The organism is Streptosporangium heterodermiicola (assembly GCF_051390675.1).
GTDB lineage: Bacteria > Actinomycetota > Actinomycetes > Streptosporangiales > Streptosporangiaceae > Streptosporangium.
Genome location: NZ_JBPJSR010000005.1, coordinates 311,101 through 329,291 on the forward strand (window position 1 = coordinate 311,101; position 18,191 = coordinate 329,291).

An 18,191-nucleotide genomic window follows, 5' to 3' on the forward strand; every position below is an offset into this window, starting at 1 on the left:
GCGGGAGGCGGCAGAGCCTCGGAGACTTCGGGGGACTTCGGGGGACTCCGGGGGAATCGGGGCCTCAGCGGCGGAGCATGAAGGCCTTCTCGTCGTCGCCCACGCCGACCGAGCCCACCGCCCACAGCGTCTCGGTGCCCGGCACCCGGGCCAGGACGGTCCCGGCGACGTCGTCGGTCTCGTCGTACTGCTGGGTGGTGGTGTAGGTACGGAACAGCGGACCGTACTCGCGTGACCAGGTGGTGCCGTCGAAGTGGAGGATGAGCACCTGCCCGGTGTGGTCGGCGTCGACGCCGCTGATCCACAGGTCGCCGGGGCCGGAGGCGGTGACCCCGTGCAGGCTCCCCCGGGAGACCGGCACCTCGACCCGCGTCCAGCGGGTCCCGTCCCAGCGCATGACGAGCGGCCGCGCCCCCTCGCCGCCCGCCCCGGCGTCCGGCCCGGCCTCGCTCCCCGGCCCGGTCGCCGGGGCGGCGGAGACCTGCCCGACCGCCCACACCTCCGACGGCGAGACCTGCCAGACCCGGTTTAGGCGGCCGCCGGGAACGGGGGGCGTCTCCAGGTTCTCCCACGATCCGGCCGTGCCGTGCCAGACCAGCGGGGTCGTGGTCTCGCTCGTCCCCACCGCCCAGACGTGTCCCTCCCCCGAGGTGATCGCCTCGAAGGTGCCCCCGGTGCTCAGCGCGTTGCGGAACCCGCCGCCCGCCCACTCCAGGACGACCGCGCCTGAGGGGCCGTTCGCGGCGAACCACGCGTCGCCGCCGCTCGCCGTGACGTCCGCGAGCCGGTAGTCCTCGGCTACCCCGAAGGGCCGGTGCGGAGCCCAGGCCCGCCCGTTCCAGTGCGCGGCGAACGCGCTGGGGCCGTTGCCCGCCACCCACACGTCGTCGGGCCCGGCCGCGCCGACCCCCTCCAGGCGGTGGGCGCCGGCTCCCCCGCCCAGCGGTATCTCCCGCCAGCGGGTCCCGTTCCAGCGCAGGACGGCGGGCGTGCCCTCCCGGTCCTCCGCGCTGTCCTGGTATCCGACGGCCCAGGCGTCGCGGGGCCCGGTCGCGGCCACGTCGAGCAGCGCCGTGCCGCCCGACAGCTTCGCGCCCCCCACGGCCGCCCACTCGGCGGACGCGGCGACCGCCCCGGTCGCCACCGGGCTCGCCGAGGGGCCCGGCGACGCGGGACCCGGGGAGGTGGAGGAAGGGGCGCCGGGGGAGGCCGGGGTCGCGGTGGTCGCGGTGGGCGCGGTGGGAGCCGGACCCGCGCCGCACGCGGCGATCAGGAGCGTTCCGAAGACCAGGATCGCCGTCGGGCGCGCTTTCACCATGCCACCATTGTTCCGCATGCCTCCGTCCTCCGGCCGTGCCCGCGATGATTAGACCCGCCTGGCTGGGGCACCGGGGACGTACGCGGGAGAGGATGCCGATGTCGAAGGCTGAGAAGGACGCGAGATTTCGCGTCCGGGCCGACAAGCACAGCCATTTCACCGCCCTGCACGCGGTGGGGGCACTGGACTACGGGTCCTCCCCGCTGCTGAAGGAGCAGGCGGACGTCGCGCTGGGCGCGACGGACCACCCGCACCTGGTGATCGACCTCACCGAGGTCACCTTCTGCGACTCCACCGGATACGGCGTGCTCATGTACGCCCTCACCCGCGTCCGCCGGGTCGCGGGCTCGCTCGTCCTCGTCGGCCCCTCGACCGTGATGAGACAACGGCTGAGCCGCCTGGGGGTGGCCGAGCTGTTCGACACCCGGCGCACGGTCGAAGAGGCGATGGAGGCCTTTCCCAAGCCGACGTGAACGGCCGTGCTTCTCCACATCGAGGCGATCCGCGCCGTATGAGACAGTTATGGTTGCTTGGGCAAAGGGTCGGTCAGAGGGTTGGTCATGTTCGTGGGAGATGAGCCGGAGTCGGTTTTCACCGTCACCTCCGGACTGCACGGTACGACGCTCGTCGTGCGTGCGAGTGGAGAGCTTGATCACTACCACACGTCCGTGCTGCGCGAGGAGATGGGCAGGGCATGGGACTCCCTGCCCTCGCCGATACTGATCCTCGACCTGTCCGCCCTGACCTTCTGCGACTCCTCCGGGATCGGCGAGCTGCTCCAGGTGCGCCACCAGGGCCTGAACCGGGAGGTGCGGGTCATCCTCACCGGCGTCCAGGGCAACCTCGCCAGGCGCCTTCACCTCGCCGGGCTGATCCAGGTGTTCGAGGTGCTCCCCTCCGTGGCCGACGCGCTTGAGGTGGCCTGAGGCCGTACGGCGGCCCCGATCTCTGTTCGGCTCACCACTCCTGGCCGGCCCACCTCCTTTGGTGGGTGCCCTTCCGCTCTCCACGGGACGTGCTCTCCGTCTGACGATCGACCAGGTCAGGGGCCCGATATGAGCTTGCGGCCTAGGCTCTTCATGTAGATTCAATCTAAGTAAGACTTGATATTACTTAGGTGGGATTTATGAAGTTCGCAGGCAGGACCTTCGACCTCGACCGGTTGGACGCACAGTTGCGGCTCGTACTGGAGGGGAAGGGCGGGACCCGGGGTCGGGCGGTGATCCTCACCGGCCGCAGGCGAGTGGGCAAGTCACGCCTGGCGCAGGAGTTCTGTGATCGCTCCGGCCTGCCATATGTCGTCTTCCAGGCGACGAGAGGGCGCGGCCCCGTCGCGGAGCGGAGCGACTTCGCCGAGGCCGTCGCCTGCTCCGGGCTCGCGGGAGGCGAGCTTGTGCAGGGGACGGTGCCGCAGGACTGGAACCACGCGCTGCGGTCGCTGGCGCTGGCCGCGGGTGACGAGACCCCGTGCGTCGTCGTTCTCGACGAGGTCCCGTGGCTGATCGAGCAGGACGGGGAGTTCGAGGGAGCTCTGCAGACGATATGGGACAGGTACCTCTCCACACGGCCGATCCTGTTGATCCTGGTCGGAAGTGACCTGTCAGTGATGGAGTCCTTGCAGGAGTACGGTCGTCCGTTCTTCGGCCGGGCCGCTCGCATGACGTTGAAGCCGCTTGACCTCCATGACGTCGCCGACATGACGGGGCTGCCCGCCGCCGACGCGGTGGACGCGCTCCTCATCACTGGAGGTTTCCCCGAAGTGGTCCGTTCGTGGGAGCGAGGTGTGGCCAGGGTTGATTTTCTGCGCGATAGCCTCGCCAGCCCGCTGTCCGCTCTTCTCGCCGCCGGGGAGTTGTCCCTGCTCGGGGAGTTTCCGTCGGCGACCCACGCCCGGGCCGTACTGGAGACCATCGGGGCAGGGGAGCGCACCTTCGGCGCGATCGCCGCGAACGTGGGAGGAGTGGCGCCGTTGCCGTCCGGTACCCTGGCGCCGATCCTCACGAACCTGGTCGCCAAACAGGTGGTGGCGGCCGATTTTCCCCTTTCCGATCGGCCCGACACCAAGAACAAGCGGTACCGGGTGGCCGACCGCTACCTCCGGTTCTGGCTCGCGTTCCTGCGGCGGGCCATCGCCGACAGCGACCGGGGCCGGTCGGATCTGGCACTGCGGCGGATCGAGCGTTCGTGGACGACCTGGCGAGGCCGAGCGGTGGAGCCGCTCGTGCGCGACTGCCTGGCCAGAATGCTTCCGGATGACGAATGGCCGGACACCGAGGTCGTGGGCGGCTGGTGGAACCGGCAGAACAATCCGGAGATCGACCTCGTGGGCGCGGACCGGGAGCCGGTTGCGAGCCGGGTCCACTTCGTCGGATCGATCAAGTGGCTCGAAGCGCGCCCCTTCGATCGCCACGACTACGACGCTCTGGTTCAGGGCTCCGCAGCCGTCCCCGGCGTGACCAACGACACTCCGAAAGTGGCGGTCTCCAGAGCGGGGTTCGAACCGGGGCTCCCACTGGCCGAAGCCTGGACGCCGGAGGACCTGCTGGCGGCGTGGCGGCACCGAGAGAACCGCCCGGAATCTGCCTAGCCCTGCCCACCGCACCAACATCAGCACCTGCTACTGAGGTTGAAGCTCGGGGGTTAGATCATCGATGGTGATTCATGGCCGTTGGATGACCTCGCGTTCGGTATGCCGGAGGTATGAGGTATCCGGAGGGCGGTGGATTGACCGCCAAGGACCGAGCGCGACGTGAGGCGGTGCGGCTGCGGGCGGCGGAGATGTTCGCGCGGGGGACGTCGCAGGCTGAGGTGGCGCGGTTGCTGCGGGTCTCGCCGATGTCGGCCAGTCGCTGGTATCGCGCCTGGCAGGTCGGGGGAATCGCGGCGCTGGCCTCCAAAGGACCGGCCGGGTGGCCGTGTCGGCTGAATGAGGAACAGCGCGAGCGGCTGGAGGCCGAACTGCGGGCCGGACCGGCCGCGCACGGCTGGGGTGAGGATCAGCGCTGGACGCTGGCGCGGATCGCCGAGGTGATCGCCCGGTTGTTTCACCTGCGCTACAGCCTGCGCGGGGTGTCGTTGTTGTTGCACCGGATGGGCTGGTCGCCGCAGATGAGCGTGCACCGGGCCGCCGAGCGTGACGAGGTGGTGATCACCTGGTGGAAGACCGAGCAGTGGCAGCGGATAAAAGGACGGCGGCGGCTTCGGGCTCGTGGATCTGCTTCCAGGACGAAGCCGGTCAGATCCTGAGGCCGCCCCGGGCACGCACCTGGTCGTGGCGGGGACACCCGCCGGTGGTGACCGTGTCGGGCAAGGGCTCGGGCCGGGTGTCGATCGCCGGCCTGGTCTGCTGCAAGCCTGGCCGGCGCAGCCGGTTGATCTACCGGATCCGGCTGCATCGAGGCATGAGGGTGAGCGCCGCAGCTTGGCCGAACGTGACTACGCCGACCTGCTGGACGCCGCCCACCAGCAGCTTGGCGCGCCGATCATACTGGTGTGGGACAACCTCAACACCCACATCAGCCGGGCGATGCAGTCCTACATCGCCGCCCGCGATTGGCTGACGGTCTACCGGCCGCCCGCCTACGCGCCTGAGCTCAACCCGGCCGAGGGCATCTGGGCCAACCTCCGTAACGGGCTGGGCAATCTGGCGGTCACTGGCCTGGACGCCCTCAACGCGATCATCAAGACCCGGCTGAAACGCGTGCAATATCGGCCCGACCTCATCACCGGCTTCTTCAACGAGACCGGTCTGCCCTTCGAACTGACCTAACCCTGGAGATTTAGTCTCAGTAGTCGAAATCGATCTCTCGGGGAAGTCCTGGTTCCGGGGAACTTGATGTCGTCGCCCTAGTCGGGATTGGGGAGAAGGAACCGCCTGAAGTCGGGGGCGTCACCTCTGAGGCGACGGTATTCGGCGATGTCGATGACGACGGCCACCTCTTCCCCATGCCGGGTGACTACCTGAGGGCCTTCGTTCACCGCACGCCACACGACCTCACTGAAGCGCTGTTTCGCCTCCTGGACCTGCCATCCGCTCATGACCGTCCCCCTGTCTGGTCTGTCTAGACCTGGACTAGCTCCGGAGCGAGATCACGCGGGTGATTCTCGCTCCTGCCTGACGGCTGTCACCTGACAGATCCCGCGCTGATCGAGCACGTGATCCTCATTCTTCCCCCACCCGCTGGGACGCGGTTCGTCTGATCTTCGGGGAGTTCTCGCCGGGTCAGACGGTGGCGTGCTCCTGGGGCAGGCGGATGCCGACGCGTCCCTCGCGCTCGCGGAGGATGGTGCGGAGCACCCGCAGGCCGTCGCGGACGGCGTGCAGGTTGCTGGCGCCGTGGATGCGGCTGCGCTCGTGGCTGGGGACCTCGCGGATGACGAGACCGGCCTGGGCGGCGCGGATGTTCATCAGGGTCTCGATCTCGAAGCCGTCGCAGTCGAGGTCGAGAGCGTCGAGGTGGCGGGCCCAGAAGGCGTTGTAGCCGTAGCACAGGTCGGTGTAGCGGGTGCCGTACAGCCGGTTGGTCATCTTGGTCAGCATCGTGTTGCCGAGCGAGCGGATCGGGCTGATGTCGTCCGAGCCTCCGCCGGGGGCACAGCGGGACCCCTTGGCGAAGTCGGCGCCCTCGACCAGCGCGGTCACGAAGGCGTGGATCTCCCGGCCGTCGGTGGACCCGTCGGCGTCGATCATGACGATGATGTCACCGGTCGCGGCGGCGAAGCCCTCGGTGAGAGCGTTGCCCTTGCCCTTGCGGGTCTGCGTGACGACGCGCAGCCCGGGGCGCAGGGCCTTGGCCACGGCCACCGTGTCGTCGGTGGAGTTGCCGTCGACCAGGATCACCTCGTCGATCCAGGACGGCAGGGTCGCGAAGACGTGGGGGAGGTTCTCCGCTTCGTTCATGGCAGGGACGATCACGCTGACACTGAAAGCGAAAGGGGCGCTGTTCATGGTTACAAGGTCTAACGAACCACCTGCAGAACACTTGAAAGCCTCTTGCAACCCCGTATGCGACGGAGGATCGTGCCTCTTGACCTCCCCTTGGGGGCGGCGGGAAGGTCTCTTCGCCAACCGTTCCCAAGGGGGAGGCGCGACCCGATGCGGATCGCCGGGATCGTCAGAAGGGGAGCGTACGACCCGAGGGGCTGCGCAGATCGAGCGGCACCGGCTCACGGGGCGGACGCGGACGTTGCACGACCAGGATCCTTTTCACGGTGCCGCTCCATTCTGGGCTTGATCACCGGGTGTTACCCATGCCAGGCCCAAGAATCACCTATCTCCGTATCACATGAAGAACACTGGCCACACGTTCCGCGGCCGTCGCGACGTCCTCCGCGTGGCCGATGCGCCCCGCCCAGGACAGCCAGAACCACCACTCGCCGTCCTCCTCGTGGGCGGCGAGCACGTCCTCCGTCCTGGCCGGGGCCATGGGGTTGATCACATGAAGCCGTGGATAAAGTCCCGCGGCCGACCTCAGACGCACCTGAAAGGCGTGCGCCTCCAACTGGGCGGCCAACCGACGCAGATGGTCGATGCCCTCGCCGCGCTCTGTCATCATCCGGATCACTCCTGGCGGACACTCGTGACTTGCCTCTCTGCAGAGTGCGGTTTCGTGGCACTTGAGGCAATCGGTCCCTCCGCAACCCCCCTCAGGATCAGTGGAATAGACCGGAAAGTCGCTGATGTTCCGTGGGGAAACCGCGAATAAAAAGAACGTCGCGCACAGCTGCGTTTACGCTGAGGTGCGTGTTTGTTAATGTTGTGTAAACAGCGACCGGGAGGGGCGCCGTGGCCCGAGGTGAGCATTCCCCCGCGTGCGCGCGACGATGGCGGGAGCAGGCGGCGTCCAGGCAGTGGACCCACTGGCAGACCGCGCAGGCCATCCACGGCTGCTGCGGGGTGAGCCTGCTCAAGGCACACCGCCTGGCCAGGGGATGGTCCGCCAGGCAGTCCGTCCAGGAGCTGGAGGAGCTCTGTGAGCGCCAGGACCTGGGCGAGGCGCGGGCCAGCATCGACCTGCTCAACGCCTGGGAGAACAACCGTGCACGACCGCGCCCGCAGACCATCGATCTGCTGGCCCGACTCTACCGCGCGAACGCCGTGAGGCTGGGCCTGGCCGGAGACTACTGCGAGGACGGCGGGGGCACCAAGGTCGTGGTCGTCTCCGGCGGCGAGGCCCGCGCGCCGTACCAGACGGAGGAACGGGAACGGTCCGAGGACGACATCGAGCGGCGGGCGCTGTTCCACCACGCCCTGCTCGGCTCGGGGTCCGTGATGACCGGCCGGCTGCTCGCCGAGGTCGAGCGGACCCGTCAGGACCTGGACCGTACGCTCGCCGTCGCCACCGTCTCGGAGGAGCAGCTCGACCGGCTCGACGAGCAGGTGCTGCGCTACCGGCGCGAGTACATCAGCAGCGCGCCGGTGCCGATGCTCTACCGGCTCATGCTGGAGCTGTCGGACGTCCGCACGCTCTCGCTGGCCCGCCAGCCCGCGATGGCCCAGCGCCGCCTGCTCAACGCCACCGTGATGCTCGCGCTGCTGTCGGCCGACGCGCTGATGAAGCTCGGCGACACCCGCCAGGCCCACGCCTGGTACGGCACCGCGCGCAACGCCTCCGACGACATGGGCGACGTGCGGCTGCGCGCCCTCGTCCGGGCGCAACAGGCGATGCTCCCCTACTACTACGGCGACCTGGCCGAGACCGTGCGGCTGGCCCGCGAGGCCAGGATGCTCGCCGGCAGCGCGCCCAGCTCCCCGGCGGCGCTCGGCGCGGCGGCGGAGGCGCGGGCGCTGGCCCGGATGGGCGAGCACAAGGCGGCGAGGGTCGCGCTCGCCGAGGCGGAGCGGATCTTCGCCAAGATGCCCCCCGAGGGGCACGACCACCTGGCGTTCCGGTTCTCGGAGCGGCGGCTGCAGTTCTACCGGATCGGCACCCTGATCGAACTGGGCGAGGACGTCGACTGGAAGCCGGGGCCCGCCGGGCCCTCGGTGCCGTACGCCATCGACCCGGTCCTCCTCCTGCTCGACCAGGCCGCGCACCTGGTCCGCGACGGGAAGATCGACGACGCCTGCCACCTGGCGGAGAAGGCGCTGCTCCAGGTCCCGCCGGAGCACCGCACCTCCATCGTGCTCAACCGCGCGCGGGCGCTGCTGTCGGAGGTGCCCCAGACCAGGCACAGGGCGGCGGCGGTGCGGCGCCTGACCGACCTCGTCACCGGCGCGGCACCGGTCAGCTGATGAACGCGCTCGCCGAGGAGGCTTTCACCGTCCTGCGGGAGGTCTGCGAGGACCTCGGCATCGACCACAGGGACGCGGAGCTGCTGCGGGTGCGCAGCAACGCCGTCTTCAAGCTGCGCAGCGAGATCGTGGTCAGGATCGCCACCGCTCCCAACGCGCTGACCCGGCTGCCGCTGGTCCTCGCGGTGGCGCGCTGGCTCGCCGAGCAGGGGTTCCCCGCGGTGCGCCCGGCCGACGAGATCTCCGAGCAGCCCGTGGTGCACGAGGGCAGGGTCGTCACCTTCTGGCACTACGTCCCGGCCAGCGGCCGTCCGACCACCACGGAGCTGGGCGAGATCCTGCGCAGCCTGCACCTGCTGCCGGTCCCGCCGGTGGCGTTGCGGCGTTTCGTCGACCCGCTGTGCGAGGTGCGCCGCGCCGTGGACCGGTCCGAGGAGCTCACCCCCTGCCAGCGGGCCTGGCTGCGCGACCGCATCGCGGAGCTGACGGAGCGCTGGTCGGACCTCGGCATGGACGACGCGCCGGTGCTGCTGCACGGCGACGCGTGGATCGACAACCTGCTGCGCTGCACGGACGGCCACGTGGTGCTCTGCGACTGGGACGGCGTCGCGGTCGGCCCCCGCGAGTGGGACCTGGTCCACACCTACCACGGCCAGCGGCGCTTCGGCCTGACCTCCGCCGACGTGGACGCCTTCGCCGACGCGTACGGCAGCGACCTGCGTTCCTGGCCGGGATACTCCACCCTCATGGAGGTCAGGGACATCTACGCGGTGGGCATCCACATCCGCAACGCCGCCGCCGACCCGTTCTCCAGGCGCGAGCTTCCCCGCAGGCTGGATTCCCTCACCCGAGGTGAGCAACATGCCCGCTGGTACATGGCCGAACCCGTTACTGTCTCCCAGTAAAGGATCTTAAACGGGGGCATACATGCCAAAGGTCACACTGCGTAACACCTTCCATGTCCGCAACACCCCAGAGGCGCTGCACGCCCATCTGAGCCAGCCGCAGAGCTACGTGGGGCTCTCGCCGATGGTGGTCGCCGTCAAGGACGTCGAGCGGGACGAGTCCGAGACCCGCTACACCTCGGTTGAGCGGTTCAAATTCTTCGGCCTCGTCAAGTACGACAACATGATCAAGGTGACGTTGCGGAGCACGCCGCGGACCGTCGAGGGCGAGGTCGACAGCCCCGGCGGGGTGCGCCTGGACTACCGGTTCACCCTCAACGAGAAGGAGGGGGGCACCGAGGTCGAGGACATCCTCGTGGTGCACGCCTGGATCAGGCCGTTGCTGGGCTACGCCGCGAAGAAGGCCCGCGAGGTGCAGCTCGCCCGCGCCGGGGTCCTGGCCGCCCGCCTGGGCTCCGCTCCCTAGGCTCCCCATCGCGGCCATCGCGGCCATCGCGGCCGTCGTGGCCGTCGTGGCCGGCGCGGTCGGCGCGGCGGCGGTGGGCCCGCGCCTAGGGTGGGGCGCGTGAGGGCGCCCACGGTCACCGGGAAGGTCATGGCCATCCTCGGCGCGTTCCTGCCGGGAGACGTGCGGCTGACGCTCACCGAGATCTGCCGCCGGGCCGAGCTGCCGCCCGCCACCGGCCACCGGCTGCTCAGGGAGCTGGTGGCGGGCGGGTTCATGGAACGGCTCCCCGACGGCTCCTACCGGGTGGGGATGCTCCTGTGGCAGATCGGCGCCCAGGCCGCCGAGCCGAGGGAGCTGCGCGAGCTCGCCCTGCCGTACATGGAGGACCTCTACGTCGCCACCCGCGAGAACGTGCAGCTCGCGGTGCTCCGCGACGACCGGGCGCTGTACGTCGAGCGGCTGCGCGGGCCCACCTCCGTGCCGGTCGTCTCGCGGGTGGCGGGGGAGCTGCCGCTGCACGCGACCGGGGTCGGCAAGGTCCTGCTCGCCTTCGCCGACCCGGAGACGGTGGAGCGGGTGCTCGCCGGGGAGCTCACCCCGCACGCGCCGAACACGGTGGTGGACCCGGCGCGGCTCCGTACCGAGCTGGAGGAGGTCCGCAGGACCGGGATCGCCCGCACGCAGGAGGAGATGTCGGTGGGCACCTGCTCGGTCGCGGTGCCGGTGCGGGGGGCGGGCGGCCGGGTGGTGGCGGCGCTGTCGCTGGTGACCTGGCGGCACAACGCCGATCCGCGGCGGCTGGCCGCGGCCGTGCTGTCCGCCGCAGCCGCTCTCTCCCGCGACCTCGCCGCCGCTCCCCGCTGAGCGTTCACGGCCGCTGGTTGCCCGCGTCTCCTGTTCTGTACGGCCCCGTTCCCGCTTTCCCGCCTGCGCTGGACGCGTACGGCCGCTTCCCGCTTCCGCCGGGCGGGGTTTTCCGCTGAGCGGAAGGGTGCGCTGTGCGGGGGCGGGCGGTACGGAATGCTCGGTGCATGCGAACTCAGGTCGGGATCGTCGGCGCGGGACCCGCCGGGCTGCTCCTCTCCCATCTGCTCCACCTGCGGGGCATCGACTCGGTGGTCCTGGAGGCGCGGAGCAGGGAGTACGTCGAGCAGCGCGTGCGGGCCGGGGTGCTGGAGCAGGGCACGGTGGACCTGCTGAACGAGGCGGGCGTCGGCGACCGGATGCGCGCGGAGGGGCTGCCGCACCACGGCATCGAGCTGCGCTACAGCGGGGCCGGGCATCGCATCGCCTTCGAGAGGCTGGTCCCCGGGCGGGCCATCACCGTCTACGGCCAGCAGGAGGTCGTGAAGGACCTCATCGCCCGGCGGCTGGCCGACGGGGGAAGGATCCTCTTCGACGTCCCCGACGTGGCGCTGCACTCGCTGGAGAAGGACCCCTACCTCACCTTCCGGGGCGAGCGCCTCGACTGCGACGTCATCGCCGGGTGCGACGGCTTCCACGGCGTCTCGCGGCCGTCGATCCCCGAGGGGGTCCTGTCGGTCTTCCAGCGCGACTACCCGTTCGCCTGGCTCGGCATCCTCGCGCGGGTCCCGCCGTCGTCCGAGGAGCTGATCTACTCCCGCAACGACCGGGGCTTCGCGCTGCACAGCATGCGCTCCCCGGAGATCAGCCGCTTCTACCTCCAGGTCCCCCCGGACGCCTCGCTCGACGACTGGCCGGACGAGCGGATCTGGGCCGAGCTGCGGGCACGGCTGGAGACGGTGCCGGGGTTCGCGCTGGCCGAGGGGCCGATCATCTCCAGGGACCTGTCGGCGATGCGCTCGTTCGTCGCCGAGCCCATGCGTCACGGCAACCTCTACCTCGCCGGGGACGCCGCCCACATCGTGCCGCCCACCGGCGCCAAGGGGCTCAACCTGGCCGTCGCGGACGTCCGGCTGCTGACCGCGGCGCTGGCGGAGTTCTACGCGACGGGCTCCACGGCGCCGCTGGACACGTACTCCGCCAGCTGCCTCAAGCGGGTCTGGCGTGCCCAGCACTTCTCGTGGTGGATGACGACGCTGCTGCACACCCTGGACGACGACGACCCCTACGGGCGGCGCCTGCAGACCTCGCACCTCGACTACGTCACCTCCTCCGAGGCCGCGGCGACCACGCTCGCGGAGAACTACGTCGGCCTGCCCTTCGACTTCGGGGCCCACCCGTGACTCCCACCGGCCCGCCCTCGCTTCGGCCCCCCCCACCGGCCGGGAGGGTCCCGGACGGGCCGCCTCGCGGGTTCCGTCCTCGGGGGCGGAACCCTGAGGGGGAATGCCATACCGTGGCGGGCTTTCGTGCAGATCAGGGGTGCATATCAGGGAATATCCCCGGAGAGTGAACACCACCCCGTCCCGGGGGGCATCCGGGACCGTTCAGGGGTGGGCTGGGGCTGTCTCCGATATTCCGTGATCTTGGTCGCCGCCATCGTTGAGACATGGGAAGCCAGGCGTTCACGCGGCACACGATGATCCTCGGCGGCTACGCGGCGATCGGCGCGGGGGCCGTCGCGATGCTCGGACTGCACGTGGTCACCGGCCTCGACCCGGTGCACACCGTGATCAGCGAGTACGCGTTCGAGGCGGCCGGATGGATGCTGCCCCTGTCGCTCACGCTCTTCTCCGTCGCGGCGACGATCATCGGCGCCATGCTGGCCCGTCGCGGGGAGGACCGCGCGGTGGCCCTGCTGGTCGGGACCTGGGGCCTGTGCATGCTGCTGATCGGCGCCTTCCCGACCGACGAGCCCGGCGTGCCGCTGTCGATGTCCGGCGGCATCCACAGGTACGCGGCGTTCGTGGCCTTCCTGGCGATGCCGATCGCCGGGCTGCTCCTGGCCAGACGGTACGCGGCCAGCCCGTACGCCCGCCCGGTCCGGCTGCTCAGCCTGGCCGCGCTGGGCGTGCTGGTCCTGGTGGTCCTCCCGTACGTGGTGCGGATGTTCGGCGTGGACCTGACCAACGACGACATCCCCGCCGGGGTGGTCCAGCGGCTGGTGGTGGGGTTCGAGGTGGCGGTGCTGGCCATGCTGGGACTGGTGGCCGGTGCCAGGCACGGCGGCCGCGTCCACCGCCCGCTCCCGGCGACCGCCCGCGCCTGACCACCGTTCCCGCCCGGCCGCCCGCGCCTGACCGTTCCCGCGCGGGTCGCTCCGGGTGGTCTCGGCCTGACCGTTCCCGTGCGGGTCGCTCCGCGTGGCAGGTTGACGGTCCCGGGGGCCCGGCCTACCTTCGCAGGAAGCGACCGCTCGGTACGTCATCGCCGTCAGGTCGGACCATCCCCGGAGGGCGCGCATGCCGGTCGTGAACACCGTCAGAGGTCCCGTCGACGTCGCCGACCTGGGCCGGACCCTCATGCACGAGCACGTCTTCGTCCTCTCACCCGAGCACGTCGACAACTACGGCAGGGGCGCGTGGTGGGACGAGGAGTACCGGGTGGCCGACGCCGTCACCAAGCTCAGGGCGGTGGCGGCGACGGGCGTGCGGACCGTCGTCGACCCGACCGTGTGGGGACTGGGCCGCTACATCCCGCGTGTGCGGCGGGTGGCGGACCAGGTGCCGGAGCTGAACATCGTCGTCGCCTCCGGGATCTACTCCTTCGACGAGGTCCCGCACCAGTACGAGCACCGGGGCCCCGGCCTGATGATGGACGTGCCCGAGCCGATGGTCGAGGACTTCTCCCGCGACATCGTCGAGGGCATCGCCGACACCGGGGTGAAGGCCGCGTTCCTCAAGTGCGCGATCGAGAGGAAGGGGCTCACCCCCGGCGTCGAGCGGATCTGCCGGGCGGTCGCACAGACCCACCTGCGGACCGGCGTGCCGATCACGGTGCACACCAACCCCTCCACCGGGAGCGGGCTGGTCGTCCTGGACCTGTTCCGGAAGGAGGGGGTCGACCCGGCCAAGGTCGTGCTCGGGCACTCGGGCGACTCCAACGACCTCGACCACCTGATGCGGCTGGCCGACACCGGCGCGACGCTCGGCATGGACCGCTTCGGGCTGGACGCCTACAACCCCACGGCGTCGCGGATCGCCACCGTCGTCGCGCTCTGCGAGCGCGGCTACGCCGACCGGATGGTGCTCAGCCACGACAGCGCGTGCTTCATGGACTACTTCGGCGACGCCTGGGACGAGGGCGTACCGCTCGCCGCGCCGAACTGGCACTTCGGCCACATCCACGGCGACGTGCTCCCGGCCCTGCGGGAGGCAGGGGTGAGCGACGCGCAGGTGGACCAGATGCTGATCGACAATCCTCGCCGCTACTTTTCCTGACTTTTCGCTATTTGTCGTACGGCTGCCCTACGCTCCCGGAAAGTCGATCGACCGAGAAGGTGGAGCATGGCCGCGCGGAGCACTTACCTGGAACTGTCCGAGGACGGCGGGAGCTCGCACAAGTTCTACGAGGTCGTGGTCGACGGGACCGAGGTGACGATCAGGTACGGCCGCATCGGCGAGTCGGGTCAGGCCAAGGCGTCGGCGTTCGCGAGCGAGGCGAAGGCCGAGGCGGCCGCCGCGAAGAAGATCAACGAGAAGGTCCGCAGGGGGTACGCCCCCGCCGTCCAGGGGGTGCGCCAGCGCCGCGCGGTCACCCGGCGCAGCGTGGAGAGCAGCCGCTCCACCGCGACCCAGGCGCCCGTGCTGTGGCGCTTCGCCAGCGGCGCGGCGGCGTTCGGCGTCTTCGTCGACTCCGAGCGCTGCTGGGTCGGCAACCAGCGCGGCGACGTCTACACCGTCACCCACGGCGGCACCGTCACCGGCCGCTTCAAGCTGCCCGACGGGGTCAAGTGCATCGTCGGCGACGACTTCTGGATCTACGCGGGCGCCGACGACGGCAAGGTCTACGACCTCGGCGGCAAGGTCCCGAGGGTCGCGTACGAGATCGCCGAGGACGTCGACATCTACTGGCTGGACATCCACGACGGCGTGCTGGGCGTCTCCGACAGGGCCGGGCGGATCACCACCATCGACCACGAGGACGAGTTCCAGTGGGCGCGCAAGGGCAGGGGCGACTCGGCCTGGATGGTCCGCTGCGACGACGAGGCCGTCTACCACGGCCACTCCACCGGGGTGGCCCGCTACGACGCCGCCGACGGCACGCCGGTCTGGGAGACGCCCGTCAACGGCGCGGTGCTGTTCGGCTGGCAGGAGGCCGACTCCGTCTACGCCGGGACCTCGCGCTCCACCGTGCACCGCCTGCGCAAGTCGGACGGCGCCTCCCAGGCGGTCTACCGCTGCGACGCCACGGTCTTCTCCTGCGCCACCGCCCCCGGCGGCCGGTACGTCTTCGCCGGTGACAACCACTCGTCGATCTACTGCTTCGACGAGAGCGGCGAGCGCCTGTGGAAGCTGGCCACCGGCTGCGGCTCCGCCTTCTCCATGCAGTATCTCGACGACCGCCTCTACATCGTGACCACCGACGGCACCCTGGCCTGCATCGACGCCACCGAGGCGGCGATCAGGGCGGCCCAGGAGGGCACCGTCCCCGAGGTGGTCGACGTCAAGGCGTCCGCCGGGCTGGCCGTGGTGGAGCCCACCACCGCGCTGGAGACCGTGGTGTTCGACACCGTCGCCGACACGGGCGACGGCGTGGTGGTGGAGTGCTTCCGCGAGGGCGAGCGGCTCCGGGTGCGGGTGGTCAGCGAGGGCTACGACGTGCGGCGCAACGTGCAGTTCCCCAAGGGCGTGCGCGAGGCCGGGGCCCGCTATCTCGTCGAGGGGGTCCGCTTCTCCGAGCGGGGCGGCTTCTACCGCGCGTACGGCGACATCAGGCGCCTGCTCTGATCCCCCTGCTCTTGATCCTCCCGGTCCCACGTCGGACGGGCATCGATAAAACTGACGAGATTTTGTCAGATACTGTCGCTTCCTGACCTCCCCTCAGCGCGGATGTCCTAGCGTCCGATACATGGTGCGCGAATTCCGCGGTGCGACCCCGGTGGGGGCGGGGGAGAACTCCGCAGGTGAAGGCCCGGCGCGCGATGGGGGGAGCGCGGTCGCCGTCGTCGTGGAACTGAACGTTTTCCCGATCAAAAGCGCGGGCGGCACCCCCCTGGCCGAGGCCGAGCTGACCCCGACCGGGCTGCGGTACGACCGGGAGTTCATGCTGGTCCGGCCGGACCTGCGGCACCTGTCACAGCGGGAGCTGCCCCGGCTGGCGACGCTGCGGCCCGCGTACGACGGCGGGAAACTCGTCGTGGGCGCGCCCGGGGCGGTGACGTCCCTGGTCCACGAGCCGGTGGACGGGCCGGTGCTGGACGTGACCGTGCACGGGACGCCCTGCCAGGGCGTGGACCAGGGGGAGGAGGCCGCCACGTGGTTCTCCGGCCTCCTCGGAGCGCCCTGCCGCCTGGTCCGCTTCACCGGCACCCGGTCCACCTCGCGTGGCGGCGGCACGCTGACGTACGCCGACGGCCACCCGCTCTCCGTGCTGTCGCGCGAGTCCCTCGACGACCTGAACCGGCGGTTGGACGGCCCGCTGCCGATGGACCGGTTCCGGCCCAACATCGTGCTGGAGGGACTCGGCCCCTACGGTGAGGACGCGCCGTCCACCCTGCGTATCGGCGCCGTGGAGATCGAGCTCACCAAACCCTGCGGGCGCTGCGTCATCGTCAACGTCGACCAGGAGTCCGCGCGCAAGAGCGGCGAACCCCTGCGGGTGCTGGCCGGCTACCGGACCCGGGTCTTCGACGGCGATCGCGGCATCATGTTCGGCCGGCTCGGCATCCCGCGCGCCTTCGGCACGATCGCGGTCGGCGACACGGTCACCGCGTCGTGAGCGGCGGCGAACGGCACAAACAGCACAAACGGGAAAGGCCCGTCGCGGGCCGGAACCGGGGGTGTGGGTTCCGGCCCGCGACGGGCCAGGTGAGGCCAGGCCGGGTCAGGCCGGGACGGTCCACTTCTGGTTGGGGGTGCCGGTGCAGGTCCAGATCTGCAGGCGGGTGCCGTTGGCGCTGGACTGGCCGGTGGCGTCCAGGCACTTGTTGGCGGCCGGGTTCACGAGGTCCCGGGCCGACGAGTTGTAGGCCCACCGCTGGGCGGCGGTGCCGTTGCAGTCGTACAGCTGGATCTTCGCTCCGTCGGCGGTGGAGGCGGCGGTGACGTCCAGGCACTTGCCGAGGGCGCGCACGGTGCCGTCGGTGCCCAGGGTCCACTGCTGGGCGCCGCTGCCGTTGCAGTCGTACAGCTGGATGGGGGTGCCGTTGGCGCTGCTGGCCGCGGCGACGTCGACGCACTTGCCGCCGATGCCGGTGATCTGTCCCGTACGGCCGCCGCCACCGCTGGGCGGGGCGTAGACGCGGACGTAGTCGACGGTGAGCTGCTGGGGGAAGGTGGTGGAGGCGTCGGGCGAGCCGGGCCAGTTACCACCGACGGCGAGGTTGAGGATCATGAAGAACGGGTGGTCGTAGACCCAGGGGTTGCCCCGCGTGTCGGCGGGGGTCTTCCTGGAGAACTGGACGCCGTCGACGTACCAGGTCACCGCGCCGGGCTCCCAGTCGACGGCGAAGGTGTGGAAGGCGTCGGCGAAGGCCTGGCCCGCCGGGAGGTTGTAGCTGCCGCTGAGCGGGCTGCCCCCCGAGTAGCCGGGGCCGTGGAGGCTGCCGAGCACCTGTCCTGGGACGGTGCCGACGTTCTCCATGATGTCGATCTCGCCGTTGGCGGGCCAGCCGGCCCCTCCGGTGCCGAGCATCCAGAACGCGGGCCACATGCCCTTGCCCCGGGGGAGCTTCATCCGCGTCTCGAAGCGGCCGTAGGCGCGGGTGAAGGTCGCGGCGGTGGTCAGCTTGCCCGAGGTGTACTCGCACGAGCCGTACCAGCAGCCGAGTCCCGCGGGGTTGCCCTTGCGCGCGGTGATGACCAGGTTGCCCGCGCCGTCGTGGGCGATGTTCTCGTTGCCGGCCGTGTAGTACTGCCGCTCGTTGTTCCCCCAGCCGCCGCCGCCGACGTCCCGGCGCCACTTGGTGGTGTCGGGCCCGGCGCCGGAGGCGGCGTTGAACTCGTCCGACCACACGAGGGGGCCGGGCGCGGGGGCCGCCAGGGCGGCGGTGTTCTTCTGTACGGCGGTGGCCTGGGCGCCCGCCTGGGTGGGGACGAGCGTGGCGGAGCCGAGGGCGAGGAGTGTCGCGGCGAGGAGGCCGCCGATCCGCGCGAGCCGTGTCCGTGAGTGGCTCCGCGCGGGGCGAGGGCCGGGAAGGGGCGCCGGGCTGGTGGAGGTCATCGGCTGTTCCTTTCGAGCCGGGGTCCGCTGGAAGGGGGG

Annotated in this window: 19 protein-coding genes; 14 read left to right on the forward strand and 5 right to left on the reverse strand. The window is 70.7% G+C overall.

All coding sequences use genetic code 11. The features are described 5' to 3' along the window. Positions 1-64 precede the first annotated feature (64 nt). The gene (locus ACSC1Q_RS13725) at positions 65-1,318 is read right to left on the reverse strand and encodes a hypothetical protein (RefSeq protein ID WP_436759071.1); all 1,254 of its coding nucleotides are present in this window, start codon (positions 1,316-1,318) and stop codon (positions 65-67) included. 98 nt (positions 1,319-1,416) lie between these two features. Between ACSC1Q_RS13725 and ACSC1Q_RS13730 the strand changes: the two genes are divergently transcribed. The 5 genes from ACSC1Q_RS13730 to ACSC1Q_RS13750 all read left to right on the forward strand — a co-directional run bounded on the left by ACSC1Q_RS13730 (position 1,417) and on the right by ACSC1Q_RS13750 (position 5,087). Further along, positions 1,417-1,791 (forward strand): STAS domain-containing protein, encoded by a 375-nt coding sequence (locus ACSC1Q_RS13730; RefSeq protein ID WP_436759072.1) that lies wholly within the window; start codon positions 1,417-1,419, stop codon positions 1,789-1,791. 87 nt (positions 1,792-1,878) lie between these two features. Beyond that, on the forward strand, positions 1,879-2,244 hold the full coding sequence (locus ACSC1Q_RS13735) for an STAS domain-containing protein (RefSeq protein ID WP_350968242.1): 366 nt from the start codon (positions 1,879-1,881) through the stop codon (positions 2,242-2,244). 293 nt (positions 2,245-2,537) lie between these two features. Beyond that, positions 2,538-3,905, forward strand: a complete 1,368-nt coding sequence (locus ACSC1Q_RS13740) for an ATP-binding protein (protein WP_436759073.1) — start codon at positions 2,538-2,540, stop codon at positions 3,903-3,905. Positions 3,906-4,018: 113 nt separating this feature from the next. After that, positions 4,019-4,564, forward strand: coding sequence for a helix-turn-helix domain-containing protein (locus ACSC1Q_RS13745; protein ID WP_436759074.1), 546 nt, complete (start codon positions 4,019-4,021; stop codon positions 4,562-4,564). Positions 4,565-4,739: 175 nt separating this feature from the next. Further along, the gene (locus ACSC1Q_RS13750; protein ID WP_436759075.1) at positions 4,740-5,087 is read left to right on the forward strand and encodes a transposase; all 348 of its coding nucleotides are present in this window, start codon (positions 4,740-4,742) and stop codon (positions 5,085-5,087) included. 77 nt (positions 5,088-5,164) lie between these two features. Here the strand turns inward: ACSC1Q_RS13750 and ACSC1Q_RS13755 are convergent, their stop codons facing one another. The 3 genes from ACSC1Q_RS13755 to ACSC1Q_RS13765 form a co-directional block, all read right to left on the reverse strand. After that, on the reverse strand, positions 5,165-5,356 hold the full coding sequence (locus tag ACSC1Q_RS13755) for a type II toxin-antitoxin system Phd/YefM family antitoxin (RefSeq protein ID WP_436759076.1): 192 nt from the start codon (positions 5,354-5,356) through the stop codon (positions 5,165-5,167). 184 nt (positions 5,357-5,540) lie between these two features. Beyond that, a complete protein-coding gene (locus ACSC1Q_RS13760; RefSeq protein WP_436759077.1) occupies positions 5,541-6,266 on the reverse strand; it encodes a glycosyltransferase family 2 protein in 726 nt (241 codons plus the stop codon). 322 nt (positions 6,267-6,588) lie between these two features. After that, on the reverse strand, positions 6,589-6,873 hold the full coding sequence (locus tag ACSC1Q_RS13765) for a hypothetical protein (RefSeq protein ID WP_350968244.1): 285 nt from the start codon (positions 6,871-6,873) through the stop codon (positions 6,589-6,591). Between the two features lie 230 nt (positions 6,874-7,103). Here ACSC1Q_RS13765 and ACSC1Q_RS13770 point away from each other — a divergent pair, with 230 nt between their 5' ends. The 9 genes from ACSC1Q_RS13770 to ACSC1Q_RS13810 all read left to right on the forward strand — a co-directional run bounded on the left by ACSC1Q_RS13770 (position 7,104) and on the right by ACSC1Q_RS13810 (position 16,709). Continuing rightward, positions 7,104-8,552, forward strand: coding sequence for a helix-turn-helix domain-containing protein (locus ACSC1Q_RS13770; RefSeq protein ID WP_436759078.1), 1,449 nt, complete (start codon positions 7,104-7,106; stop codon positions 8,550-8,552). Continuing rightward, positions 8,552-9,457, forward strand: coding sequence for a phosphotransferase enzyme family protein (locus ACSC1Q_RS13775; protein WP_436759079.1), 906 nt, complete (start codon positions 8,552-8,554; stop codon positions 9,455-9,457). The genes ACSC1Q_RS13770 and ACSC1Q_RS13775 overlap by 1 nt, the downstream gene beginning before the upstream one ends. Before the next feature lie 22 nt (positions 9,458-9,479). After that, a complete protein-coding gene (locus ACSC1Q_RS13780; protein WP_436759080.1) occupies positions 9,480-9,923 on the forward strand; it encodes an SRPBCC family protein in 444 nt (147 codons plus the stop codon). A gap of 99 nt (positions 9,924-10,022) precedes the next feature. After that, complete coding sequence (locus ACSC1Q_RS13785; protein WP_436759081.1) at positions 10,023-10,769, forward strand: IclR family transcriptional regulator; 747 nt, start codon at positions 10,023-10,025, stop codon at positions 10,767-10,769. Between the two features lie 167 nt (positions 10,770-10,936). Further along, a complete protein-coding gene (locus tag ACSC1Q_RS13790) occupies positions 10,937-12,112 on the forward strand; it encodes a 4-hydroxybenzoate 3-monooxygenase (protein ID WP_436759082.1) in 1,176 nt (391 codons plus the stop codon). Between the two features lie 266 nt (positions 12,113-12,378). Continuing rightward, entirely contained in the window at positions 12,379-13,038 is a 660-nt protein-coding gene (locus tag ACSC1Q_RS13795) for a DUF998 domain-containing protein (RefSeq protein ID WP_436759083.1), read from the forward strand. 193 nt (positions 13,039-13,231) lie between these two features. Then, on the forward strand, positions 13,232-14,209 hold the full coding sequence (locus ACSC1Q_RS13800) for a phosphotriesterase family protein (protein WP_436759084.1): 978 nt from the start codon (positions 13,232-13,234) through the stop codon (positions 14,207-14,209). Between the two features lie 66 nt (positions 14,210-14,275). Beyond that, complete coding sequence (locus ACSC1Q_RS13805; protein WP_436759085.1) at positions 14,276-15,718, forward strand: WGR domain-containing protein; 1,443 nt, start codon at positions 14,276-14,278, stop codon at positions 15,716-15,718. A gap of 121 nt (positions 15,719-15,839) precedes the next feature. Continuing rightward, entirely contained in the window at positions 15,840-16,709 is an 870-nt protein-coding gene (locus ACSC1Q_RS13810; protein WP_436759086.1) for an MOSC domain-containing protein, read from the forward strand. A gap of 105 nt (positions 16,710-16,814) precedes the next feature. Here ACSC1Q_RS13810 and ACSC1Q_RS13815 read toward each other — a convergent pair whose 3' ends face one another. Beyond that, a complete protein-coding gene (locus tag ACSC1Q_RS13815) occupies positions 16,815-18,152 on the reverse strand; it encodes a ricin-type beta-trefoil lectin domain protein (protein WP_436759087.1) in 1,338 nt (445 codons plus the stop codon). Positions 18,153-18,191: the final 39 nt, after the last annotated feature.